11 protein-coding genes and 1 pseudogene are annotated in these 9497 nt (G+C 75.0%); 2 read left to right on the top strand and 10 right to left on the bottom strand.

Going from position 1 to position 9497, the window contains the following annotated elements; translation table 11 throughout:
- Nucleotides 1-189 precede the first annotated feature (189 nt).
- From AA75_RS05450 to AA75_RS05480, 7 genes are all read right to left on the bottom strand, one after another.
- Nucleotides 190-588 (bottom strand): rhodanese-like domain-containing protein, encoded by a 399-nt coding sequence (locus tag AA75_RS05450; protein WP_082526272.1) that lies wholly within the window; start codon nucleotides 586-588, stop codon nucleotides 190-192.
- A complete protein-coding gene (locus AA75_RS05455) occupies nucleotides 582-1088 on the bottom strand; it encodes a cysteine dioxygenase family protein (protein WP_033818607.1) in 507 nt (168 codons plus the stop codon). The genes AA75_RS05450 and AA75_RS05455 overlap by 7 nt, the downstream gene beginning before the upstream one ends.
- A gap of 267 nt (nucleotides 1089-1355) precedes the next feature.
- Nucleotides 1356-2222: a glycosyltransferase family A protein gene (locus AA75_RS05460; protein WP_082526273.1), complete on the bottom strand. Its 867-nt coding sequence runs from the start codon at nucleotides 2220-2222 to the stop codon at nucleotides 1356-1358.
- Between the two features lie 149 nt (nucleotides 2223-2371).
- A complete protein-coding gene (locus AA75_RS05465) occupies nucleotides 2372-2581 on the bottom strand; it encodes a hypothetical protein (RefSeq protein ID WP_033818608.1) in 210 nt (69 codons plus the stop codon).
- A complete protein-coding gene (locus AA75_RS05470; RefSeq protein ID WP_033818609.1) occupies nucleotides 2578-2958 on the bottom strand; it encodes a hypothetical protein in 381 nt (126 codons plus the stop codon). Before AA75_RS05470 ends, AA75_RS05465 begins: the two co-directional genes overlap by 4 nt.
- A 97-nt stretch (nucleotides 2959-3055) precedes the next feature.
- On the bottom strand, nucleotides 3056-4462 hold the full coding sequence (locus AA75_RS05475; protein WP_233288934.1) for a sensor histidine kinase KdpD: 1407 nt from the start codon (nucleotides 4460-4462) through the stop codon (nucleotides 3056-3058).
- Between the two features lie 113 nt (nucleotides 4463-4575).
- Complete coding sequence (locus tag AA75_RS05480) at nucleotides 4576-5364, bottom strand: response regulator transcription factor (RefSeq protein WP_082526274.1); 789 nt, start codon at nucleotides 5362-5364, stop codon at nucleotides 4576-4578.
- 193 nt (nucleotides 5365-5557) lie between these two features.
- Between AA75_RS05480 and AA75_RS05485 the strand changes: the two genes are divergently transcribed.
- Entirely contained in the window at nucleotides 5558-5824 is a 267-nt protein-coding gene (locus tag AA75_RS05485; protein WP_033818610.1) for a GlsB/YeaQ/YmgE family stress response membrane protein, read from the top strand.
- 113 nt (nucleotides 5825-5937) lie between these two features.
- Here AA75_RS05485 and AA75_RS05490 read toward each other — a convergent pair whose 3' ends face one another.
- The 3 genes from AA75_RS05490 to AA75_RS05500 all read right to left on the bottom strand — a co-directional run bounded on the left by AA75_RS05490 (nucleotide 5938) and on the right by AA75_RS05500 (nucleotide 8654).
- Nucleotides 5938-6900, bottom strand: a complete 963-nt coding sequence (locus AA75_RS05490; protein ID WP_149037958.1) for an ADP-ribosylglycohydrolase family protein — start codon at nucleotides 6898-6900, stop codon at nucleotides 5938-5940.
- Between the two features lie 98 nt (nucleotides 6901-6998).
- Nucleotides 6999-7586, bottom strand: coding sequence for a TetR family transcriptional regulator (locus AA75_RS05495; RefSeq protein WP_033818611.1), 588 nt, complete (start codon nucleotides 7584-7586; stop codon nucleotides 6999-7001).
- A gap of 51 nt (nucleotides 7587-7637) precedes the next feature.
- Entirely contained in the window at nucleotides 7638-8654 is a 1017-nt protein-coding gene (locus AA75_RS05500) for an aldo/keto reductase (protein WP_033818612.1), read from the bottom strand.
- 635 nt (nucleotides 8655-9289) lie between these two features.
- On the opposite strand from AA75_RS05500, the pseudogene AA75_RS05505 reads away from it, so the two are divergent.
- Nucleotides 9290-9497, top strand: a pseudogene (locus AA75_RS05505) (hypothetical protein); the annotation flags it as partial.

The following is a 9497-nucleotide window of genomic DNA, read 5'->3' on the forward strand; positions in this document are numbered from 1 at the left end:
CGGATGGTGCCGGGGTCGGTCGTGCGGGTCGGTGGTTCGGGGTCGGTGGTTCGGGCTCGGTGGTTCTGGTGCAGCCGGGCGGGTGAACGGGACGGCTCCTGACGGTCCAACCGGTCGGGCGGCCCGGCTATGCCCGAACTTATCGAACAATTGTCGAATGGTCCGCCAGCACGGCTGCCCGGGCGGGCCTCAGCCCAAACCCCGATCCGCCGTCCGGGTCGGCAGCCCGGCCGCCGCCCAGGCGACGAAACCGCCGTCCAGATCGGTGGCCCGGTGCAGGCCCAGCTCCCGCAGGCTCGCGGCCGCCAGGCTCGACGCGTACCCCTCCGAGCAGACCACGATCACCTCCAGCTCGCTGCCCGTGGCCTCCGGGATGCGGTGACTGCCCGTCGGGTCCAGCCGCCACTCCAGCACGTTGCGCTCGATGATCAGGGCGCCGGGGATCTCGCCCTCCCGGGCGCGCTGCGCGGCCGGACGGATGTCCACCAGCAGCGCGCCGCGGCCGGCCGCCTCCTGCGCCTGCACCGGCCCCGGCCGGTGCACGCCGACCCGCGACCGCGCCACCAGTGCGTCCACCGCGCTCACCACTGCTCCGGCCCTTCCACCGCGGTCCGCACCAGACCGCCGGCCCGCAGGTCGTAGCGGGACATCCCGCTCAGCGGCGGCGAGTACGCATGGATCGTCACCGCGGGACCGGCCGCCGAATTGCGGACGTCGTGCAGGTAGTCCGGCCCGAACGTCCGTACCGCACCCGGTGCCAGACGGCGGATCAGCAGGCCCTGGTCGGGGCCGGCCAGCGACAGCTCCTCCAACTCGCCCAGCGCGACGGTGAACGCACCGGCCGAATCGCCGTGGTCGTGGAAACCGGTCGACTGCCCGGGGAGCCAGCTGATCAGCCACACCTCGTGGTCCCGGTCGGCCGCCAGCCGTTCGTACCAGCGGTCCCCGCTCGCCAGCCGGACCCGGTGGATCCACTCCTCGGGGCGCTCCGCCAGATCGCGGACGACCGCCCGCAGGGCGTCGGGGGTCAGCGGCCGAGGTGGCCGCGCGGTGCCGGCCGGTGCCGGCTGAAGGCTCACAACACTCATCGGATGTCCTCAACGAGGCCGAAGGGAACGGCGGCGACCCTGCGCAGCCGACGGCGACCGGCGCGGGCGCCGACCGGAAGGGCGGCAGAGACGATCAGTGGAACGACGATCGGTGGAACAGGGCCCCGGACGACGACACGGGGCTGACCGAATCGGTCAGCGGGCACACATGTCGCTCGCCTGGCGTCGCAGATCGACGTGCAGGCGGCAGACCAGAGCGGTGCCGGGCTTCATGCGCCAGATCGTTCACGACAATCCCCCACCGAGTCAAGCCCGGCCCACCCCCTGGACCACCCCGTTCCCCCACCCGGCGGCCCGGTGACACTCCGTGCCGGCGTCGCTCCCACGGCCGGAGCGGAGTGCGGTGACCCGCTGCCGGACCGCCGCGACCTGGTCCCGCAGCCTGCTGCGGTGCTCCGCCACCGTCGTGGAGAACTGGCCCTCGTGCCGTCGGTACCGGAGTGTGTCGGCGCCGACGTACACCCCGGGGCGGAGGGCGGAGACGGCCATCAGCAGCGCCGTGTCGTCCATGCCCCACAGGGCGGGCCAGCCGCCGAACTCCCGCAGGACCGAGCGTCGCCACATCGCCCCGGCGGGGTGCAGTGGGACCGAGTACGCGCCGGGCGGTTCGGTCCGCCAGCGGGCGTAGACCTCGCCCGGGGCCAGCAGGCCGGGGCGCAGGTCCAGGTGGACCGACACCAGGGAGCCGTCGGGCAGCAGGTCCCTGGCATCGCCGACGGCGTACGCGGCCCCGGGATGGCGGCGCAGCGCGTCGGCGAGCAGGGCCAGGGCCCCGGCTTCGAGCTCGTCGTCGGAGTCGAGGTTCTGCACCAGCGGGCCTCGGCAGCGGGCCAGTCCGCGGTTGCGCGCCTCGGCGGGCCCGTGGGCGCCGCGCATGCCGCTGCCGCCGACGGTCAGCCGGCCGGTCGCCGACAGGTCGGCCAGCGGCGCGGGCAGCGGGGGGACCGGGCCGTCGAACTCCAGCACCCACTCCCAGTCGGTGCGTTGTTGGGCGAGGAGCGAGGTGAGTGCGGCGGGCAGGGTGGCCGTGCGGTCGGTCCGGCAGGCGGTGAGCACGGATATCGCCGGGCGCCACCGCAGTCGGCTGCTGTCCGTCGGTCGGACTGCGTGCATGCTTCCCCCGGTCGGCTGTTCGACGCGGGCGATTCTATGTTCGGGTCGGCCTGGGTGGGGCGGGAGCCGCCCGAGCCGGCGATCCGGGCCCCGGACGACCGTAGACCTGCCCCCGGGGAAGGGCAGGTCTACGGTGGCTCGTGGGTGGGTCAGTTATCCTCGGTGGCGTTCTGGTCGGCCTCGGCGGCGGCGCTTTCGGCGGCGTCCAACTTCTGCTGGAGGCTGTCGAGTTGGGCCTGGTCGACGGAGGCGGAGGGGGCGGCCTGCTGCGGGGTGGCGCCGTTCGGGCCGCAGGCGGTGAGGAGCAGGGCGGCCGTCAGTGCCAGGGTGGCGAGGGCCGCGGTGGGGCGGGCGGTCACTTGCCGCTCTGGGTGCCGCACCAGGTGGCGACCGACTTCAGGTCGTTCTGCCGGGTCTGCAGGGTGGTGACCAGGCCCTTGCGGTAGGTGAGGCGGTCGTTGAGGTAGGTCTGGATCTCGGTGTGGCCGGCGCTCTTGGCGTTGTTGACGCGCTGCTCCAGCCGGGCCACCGAGCCGACCACACCGGCGTCGCCGTTCAGCCGGGTCAGGGCCTTGGTGACCCGCTCCTCGGTCTTCGGCAGGCGCTTGCAGATGGCCTTGGAGCCGTCGCCGGTCGGCGTCGGGGCGGCCTGGGCGGGGGCCGCGGCCAGCAGGGCGCCGGCGACGGCGAGCGAGGCGACGGCTGCGGCGGCGGCGGCCTTACGGTTCACGGGCACGGCGATCTCCTCCGGTTCTCGGATGCCGTTCGGCTCCGACCCGCCAGGAGCGTAGGACCCGTTCTTGTGGAATCCCTGTGGACGGCCCGGCGGCCGGTCAGCCGGAGAGCCAGTCGCGGCGCGGCGGCAGCGGTTCGGCCGCGGCGTCGGGGTGCGGCAGCGGCAGCCGTACGGTGAACCGGCAGCCGCCCGTGCCGGGGGCGTCGCCGATGGTGACGGTGCCGCGGTGCAGGGCGGCCTGCTGGGCGACCAGGGTCAGGCCGAGCCCGGAGCCGGGGCTGTCCTGGCGGCGGTGGAAGCGGTGGAACACCGTGGCGCGCTCCTCCGGCGGGATTCCGGGCCCGTGGTCGTCGACGGTGAGCCGGGCCCGGCCGTCCTCGGCCTGCAGCCGGACCAGGATGCGGGCGCCGCCGTCCTGCTCGCGGCCGTGCAGCGCCGCGTTGCCGAGCAGGTTGGCCAGCATGATCCGCAGGCCCGGCTCCCAGCCGAACACCCGCAGTCCGGCGGGCAGTTCGGCGTGGATCTTGGCGTGCGGGTGGCGCCGGGCGGCCTCCGCGACCTCGGCGTCGACCAGTTCCGCGAGGTCGGGGGAGCTGAACGCGGAGACCTCTACCAGGTCACCGCGGGCCAACGTGTGCAGGGCGGTGAGGAGTTCGAGCAGCCGGGCGTGGTCCTGCTGGAGCTCCTGGACCACCTCGGTGTGTTCGGCGCGCGGCAGTTCGGGATGGGCGGACAGGACGTCGAGGTTGGTGCGCATGCTCATCAGCGGGGTGCGCAGCTCGTGCGAGGCCGCCGAGGAGAACGACCGGGCGGTGTCCAGGGCCTGCGCGGTCCGGGCCGCCTGCTCGTCGTAGCGGGACAGCACCAGGCCGATGGCGGCGGCGAGTTCGTCGACCTCGGCGGTGCCGGTCCGGCCGTGGGCGAAGCCGGCGGCGCCCGCGCCGGGGTCGAGCGCGGCGGCCCGGCGGCTGAGCCGGCGCAGGGATGCGGTGCCGCGTTCGGCGACGGCCAGCGCGATCAGGCCGGAGACCGGGGCCGAGACCAGGGCGATCAGCAGGAACCGGCGCCGGACCGCGGTCAGTTGGGGCTCGGTGCTGGACGACGGCACCACCAGCCACAGGGTGCCGGGGGCGGCGCCCTCGATCCTGACCGTGAGCACCCGCCAGGCCTGCCCGCCGCCGCGGACCGTGACCGGCCCGCCGGGCCGGGTCGGCAGCCGGACCGAGTCGCTCGGCTGCGGGCCCATCGCGACCAGGACGTCGCCGTCCTGGGCGGCGACCCGGACCCCGGAGTCCAGGGCGTCGTTGATGACCTTGCGCTGCTGGTTCTGCTCGGCCTTGGGCCGTCCCCGGCGGTCGGCGGCGAGCAGGGTCCGTACGCTCGGCAGCACGGCGGCGGCGCGGTCGGTGAGGCCGGCGTCCTCCTGGTGGTGCAGGTCGCGGTTGACCAGCGGGAGCAGCAGCAGGCCGAACGCCACCACCAGCAGCGGGACCAGGACGGTCACCCAGAGCGCGATCCGGGTGGACAGCCGGATGCCGCGCTGCCGCCGCCCGCGGGCGAGCGGCCCGGGGCGGCCCGGTCCGGCCGGCCCGGCCGTGCCTCCTGTCGCTCGCCGCCTCACGCCTGACCGCCGGGGGCGGGGTTGCGCGGCGCGGGGCTGTGCGGCGCTGGGCTGTCCGGCGCGGGGCCGTCCGGTGCGGGGTGGCCGGCCGGCAGGCGCAGGACGAAGCCGACTCCGCGGACGGTGTGGATGATCCTGGGCCGGCCGCCCTCCTCCAGCTTGCGGCGCAGGTAGCTGACGAAGGTGTCCACCGCGTCGGTGCGCACCTCGAAGTCGTAGCCCCAGACCCGGTCCAGCAGCTGGTCCCGGCTCAGGACGATCCCGGCGTTCCTGGCCAGGTGGGTGAGCAGCTCGAACTCGCGTCGGGTCAGGCGCAGTTCGCGGTCGTCCCAGCGGGCCTGTCGGGTGGCCGGGTCGATCGTCAGCGGGCCCGCCCGCAACCGGTCGCCGGGCGGGGCGGGCCGGCGGCGCAGCAGGGCGTGCAGCCGCAGCACCAGTTCCTCCAGGGCGAACGGCTTGACCAGGTAGTCGTCGGCGCCGGCCTGCAGGCCGGCCACCCGGTCGGCGAGCTCGTCCAGCGCGGAGAGCATCAGTACCGGGGTGTCGTCGCGGGCGGCGCGCAGCGTTCGGCAGACCTCGGTGCCGCTCATGCCGGGCATCGACACGTCGAGCACCACCACGTCGGCGGGTGCCTCGGTGAGCCGGCGCAGCGCGGTGCGGCCGTCCTCGGCGAGCACCACGGTGAAGCCGCTTAGCCGCAGCCCGCGCTCCAGCGAGCGGCGGATGGCGGCGTCGTCGTCCACCACCAGGACCCGTCCCGCCGCTGCCTTGCCGTTCCCGTCCACCGGCCCTCCTCCCGCCGTCGTGGGCCGACCCTCTCATGGCCGGGCGCCGGCCGGCAGGCCGGGTTCGCGCGGCCGTGTACGGTCCGGGCGGCGGGTCCTGGGCCGTCCCGTGCAACCGGCTGCGGGCGGCCGTGCGTCCTGCCCGGCGAGGCGGACGTGATTCGCCCGTCCCACGAAGGGCAGGAAAGCGGTTATGGGCATTCTCAGCTGGATAGTCCTCGGCCTGGTCGCCGGGGCCATCGCGAAGTTTCTGCTGCCGGGCAAGGACCCGGGCGGCGTGATCGTCACCACCCTGATCGGCATCGCCGGTTCGTTCGTGGGTGGCTGGCTCTCCTCCAAGATCCTGGACAAGCCGATCTCCAAGAACTTCTTCGACCTCCCGACCTGGGGATCCGCGATCGTCGGCGCCCTGGTGCTGCTGATCGCCTACCGGATCCTGTTCGGCCGGTCGCGGGACTGACGGGCGGCGCGCCCCGCGCGCACGACGGCGCCACCTCCGGGCCGGGCCCTCGGCTGAGTCAGCAGCCGCGGGTCCGGCCTGTCGGCGGTCGGGCCCGCGGGCCGTCGGGGGTGTCAGCGGGGGAGCGGCAGCGCGGGCAGCGGCTCCCGGGCGGCCAGCCATTCGCCGGGCACGCCGGCCAGGCCGGTCCGTGCGGCCGTGATGCCGCCCGCGATGGCGCAGGTGGTGTCCATGTCGCCCCAGCCGCCGACGGTCTGCCAGAGCGTTTGCGGCAACGAGTCCAGCTGCCCGGCGGCGCACCACAGCGCGAACGGGACGGTGTCCTGGGCGGACAACAGGGTGCCCGTGCCGAGGACCTCGGCGGCGTGCCGCAGCGAGGTGCGGTCGGTGAACCGCGCGGCGGTCCGCAGCCCCGACCGGACGTCGCCCGCGGGCAGCCGGTCGGCCACCAGCGTGAGCAACTCCTCCCGGCCGGGCGCGAGTCGGCCCCGGCTGCGGGCGGCGAACGCGGCGGCCAGCGCGACCGCCACCGCACCGGTCACCGCCTCGGGGTGGAAGTGGGTGACCCGGGCGGACAGTTCGGCCTGCCCGGCGACCATCTCCAGGTCGTCGGAGAACCACGCCCCCAGCGGCGCGACCCGCATCGCCGCGCCGTTCCCGTGCGAGCCCTGTCCGCCGAAGACGGCGGAGGTGACGCCGTGCCAGTGCGCGCCGCCGTCGATCTGCCTCAGCACCTGGTGCATCGACGGGCCGTAGCCCCGGTCCGGGTCGGCGGTGTAGCGGGCGGCGAAGGCCCGTGCGAGCCCGTCCGGCCGTACCTCGCCGTGCTCGGCCAGGTGCTCGACGAGGGTCAGCGCCATCGCGGTGTCGTCGGTCCACGGCCAGGGGGCCGGGCGGGGCGTCCTGGTCCGGTACTCGACGCTGTCCTCGTCCACCCGGGGGTGGAACCAGCGGTCGCCGAACGCGTCGCCCAGGGCGAGACCCTGGAGGCTGTCGAGGGCGGCGGTCGGCGCGGTGCCCGGTGCCGGGTCGGCGTACGGGTCCGGGGTGGTCGGGTGGGGGAGCTGGGCGGGCACGGGGTTCTCCTGGCGGGTGCGGTCCGGCCGCCCATCCTGGCGTCCCCGGGTGCCGTGGCGCGAACGGATTCGGCCTCCCCGGCCGGCGCCCTTGAGGGTCAGGAGCCCTTGAGACCGTGCAGCATCAGCGTCCAGACCGCCTCGAAGTCGGCGTCGGCCTGGGGCCGGCCCCACTCGGCGGAGTGCGCCGGGTCGTGGAAGTGCGCCGTCGCCTGGAACACCGCGCGGGCGGCGGTCCGGACGTGGGTGGGCCGGAACGCGCCCTGGTGGATGCCGTCCTGGATGATGTCCGCGAGCTGGCCGACCAGGGTCTCCACGTGCGCCTCGACCGTGTCGCTCAGCTCGCCGACCAGCGTCATGTAGGTCGCGAACAGCTCCGGGTCCTCCAGTGCCTTGGCCCGCTTCGCCGCGAACAGCGTGGCCAGCCAGCGGTGCAGCCGCTCGGCCGCCGGGCCGCGCTCGACGGTGATCGCCGCGAGGCTGTGGTGCGCACGGTCCAGCCAGCGCTGGGTGACCGCCTCGCGCAGCGCTGCCTTGCTGGGGAAGTGCCGGTAGACGCTGCCGTGGCTGACCCCGAGTGCACGGGCGATGTCCACCACGGTCGCCTTGGCCGGACCGAACCGCCGCAGGACGTCCTCGGCCGCGCTCAGGATCTGCTCGGGGGTGAGTGTGCTCTCCGTGGTCACGGCGGGGTACGTCCTATCGTGCGGTTCTCACGAGCGGTGAGCCGGGGGTGATCAGCGCTCGCTGTCCAGGTGCTCCATCTGTGCGGCAGCGTACCGGTCACCGGCGGCGGACCCGGCGGGGACGGCCGCCTCGACGGCCGCGAGGTCGTCCGCCGACAGCTCGACCCGCAGCGCGCCGAGGGCCTCGGCCAGCCGGTCCCGTCGGCGGGCGCCGACCAGCGGCACGATGTCCGAGCCGCGCGAGGCGACCCAGGCGATGGCGACCTGGGCGACGCTCACGCCCTTCGCGTCGGCGATCCACCGCAGCGCCTCGACCAGCCGCAGGTTGTGGGTCAGGTTGTCGCCCTGGAAGCGGGGGCTGTGGCCGCGGAAGTCGTTCGGGGCGGTCTCCCGGTCGCTCTGCCAGTGGCCGCTGAGCAGCCCGCGGGAGAGCACGCCGTACGCGGTGATCCCGATGCCGAGCTCGCGGGCGGTGGGCAGGACCTCGGCCTCCAGCGAGCGGGAGATCAGCGAGTACTCGATCTGCAGGTCGCTGATCGGGTGCACGGCGGCGGCCCGGCGCAGGGTGTCGGCGCCGACCTCGGACAGGCCGATGTGGCGGACGTACCCGGCCTTCACCAGATCGGCGATGGCGCCGACGGTCTCCTCGATCGGGACGTTCGGGTCGAGCCGGGCGGGGCGGTAGACGTCGATGTAGTCGGTGCGCAGCCGCCGCAGGGTGTACGCCAGGGCCGACTTGGCGGCGGCGGGGCTGGCGTCGTAGCCGAGCCAGCTCCGGTCCGGGCCGCGCTGGGCGCCGAACTTCACGCTGATCTCGACGCCGGCGCGGTCGCGGCCGCGCAGCGCCTCGTGCAGCAGGAGCTCGTTGTGGCCCATGCCGTAGAAGTCGCCGGTGTCGAGCAGGGTGACGCCCGCGTCGAGGGCGGCGTGGATGGTGGCGATGGACTCGGCCTCGTCGGCCGGGCCGTACATGTCCGACATGCCCATCAGGCCGAGGCCGAGGACGGAGGTGGTGAGGCCGGTGGCGCCGAGGGGGGTGCGGGCGAGGGCGGTGCGGGGGGTGGTCATGGGGTGGCTCCGTTGGCTGGTGGGGCTGGGGGCGGGTGACGGTCTTCGGCTGACTGATGACAACTATGGCATGTGAGATGACAGATTTCAATATCTGTCATTCGACAGCGTCACCCATCAGGCGTGGAGTCGGGCCCGCCGAGCCGGTTCGCGGTGCTGAAGCGCCGGGCGAGGTCCATGGTGGAGACGGGTGAGGTCCGTCGGCCGCACCCGCGCTCCGCGCCAGGCCTCGGCGCGGCTGCCCCCTGCCGGAGATTCCCCGAGGGGTGCCCCCGCCACCGGCCGCGATGGACGTGGAACACCCGGGCCACCTCGCAGGGAGACGAACGAATCTTCTAGGCTCGCTTCTCGGCCCGCCCTGCACCGGTGCCCGTCCGCACCGAGGTATCGAGGCCGACGTCCGCGGGCCCCGGGCCGAGCCGGGGTACCGGACCGAGCGAGGAGGACGCAGTGTTGCCCAGCCCGAGGTCGCACCCGAGGTCGCACCACCTGACGTTGCCAAGCCCGGCGTCATGCCGCCGCACCGGACCGCAGCGCACCGGACTGCAGCGCACCGGATTCCGCCGGTCCGTCCGCACCGCGGTCTTCGCGGGCGCGGCGCATCCGCTGAGTACCGTCGGCACGGGAGGTGCCCGATGACCGCGCACACCGTCGACGCGGCGGTCACCGGTTCCGCGCCCGCCTCCGGCGGCGCCTCCGCCGATCGGCAGCCGGGGGACGGTGCGCCGGACGGCGGCAGTAGGAACGGCGGCGCCGCTCCCCGGCCCGCCCGTCGGGCCGACGCCGCGGCCGCCGCAGCACCCACCGCCGCAGCCGCCGCCACCGCGCTCGCCGACCCGGCCG

This window comes from Kitasatospora sp. MBT63 (assembly GCF_000710465.2).
GTDB lineage: Bacteria > Actinomycetota > Actinomycetes > Streptomycetales > Streptomycetaceae > Kitasatospora.

Excerpts from the sequence above, each read along its gene's own strand:
- AA75_RS05485 (WP_033818610.1), top strand. The coding sequence starts at position 5,558 with ATGGGCATTCTCAGCTGGATAGTCCTCGGCCTGGTCGCCGGGGCCATC.
- AA75_RS05460 (WP_082526273.1), bottom strand. The coding sequence starts at position 2,222 with ATGCACGCAGTCCGACCGACGGACAGCAGCCGACTGCGGTGGCGCCCG.
- AA75_RS05455 (WP_033818607.1), bottom strand. The coding sequence starts at position 1,088 with ATGAGTGTTGTGAGCCTTCAGCCGGCACCGGCCGGCACCGCGCGGCCA.
- AA75_RS05500 (WP_033818612.1), bottom strand. The coding sequence starts at position 8,654 with ATGACCACCCCCCGCACCGCCCTCGCCCGCACCCCCCTCGGCGCCACC.